At 62.8% G+C, this 581-nt stretch carries 1 protein-coding gene; it reads left to right on the top strand.

The features are described from left to right. Positions 1–581, top strand: a 581-nt coding sequence (locus AACY08_RS28185) for an aldehyde dehydrogenase family protein (protein ID WP_339472384.1), incomplete at both ends; no start/stop codon positions are given.

The following is a 581-nucleotide window of genomic DNA, read 5'->3' as shown; positions in this document are numbered from 1 at the left end:
CAAAGATCCTCAATCGCGTGGCCGACCGGCTCGAGGAGAATCTCGAGCTGCTCGCGCTTGCCGAGACCATGGACAACGGCAAGCCGATCCGCGAAACGCGCGGCGCCGATGTGCCGCTGGCCATCGACCACTTCCGCTATTTTGCCGGCTGTGTCCGCGCAGAAGAAGGGGCGATCTCGACGATCGACGACAAGACGATCGCCTATCATTTCAGGGAACCGCTGGGCGTCGTCGGGCAGATCATCCCGTGGAATTTCCCGCTGCTGATGGCGGCATGGAAGATCGCCCCGGCACTGGCGGCCGGTAACTGCACCGTCATCAAGCCGGCCTCGCAAACGCCGCTTTCGTTGCTGCTGTTTGCCGAGCTGACCGCCGATATCCTGCCGCCCGGGGTGGTCAATATCGTGACTGGACCCGGTGCGTCGGTCGGACGCGCGATCGCAGCCAATCCGCGGATTGCGAAAGTGTCCTTCACCGGCGAAACGACGACCGGCCGGCAGATCATGGGATATGCCGCCGAGCATCTGATCCCGCAGACGATGGAACTGGGCGGAAAGTCTCCGAACATTTTCCTGGCAGAC

The organism is Pseudomonas sp. EL_65y_Pfl1_R83 (assembly GCF_963970695.1).
GTDB lineage: Bacteria > Pseudomonadota > Gammaproteobacteria > Pseudomonadales > Pseudomonadaceae > Aquipseudomonas > Aquipseudomonas tritici.
Note: the sequence above shows the minus strand (reverse complement) of the source record. Positions and strands in the feature narration are given on the sequence as shown.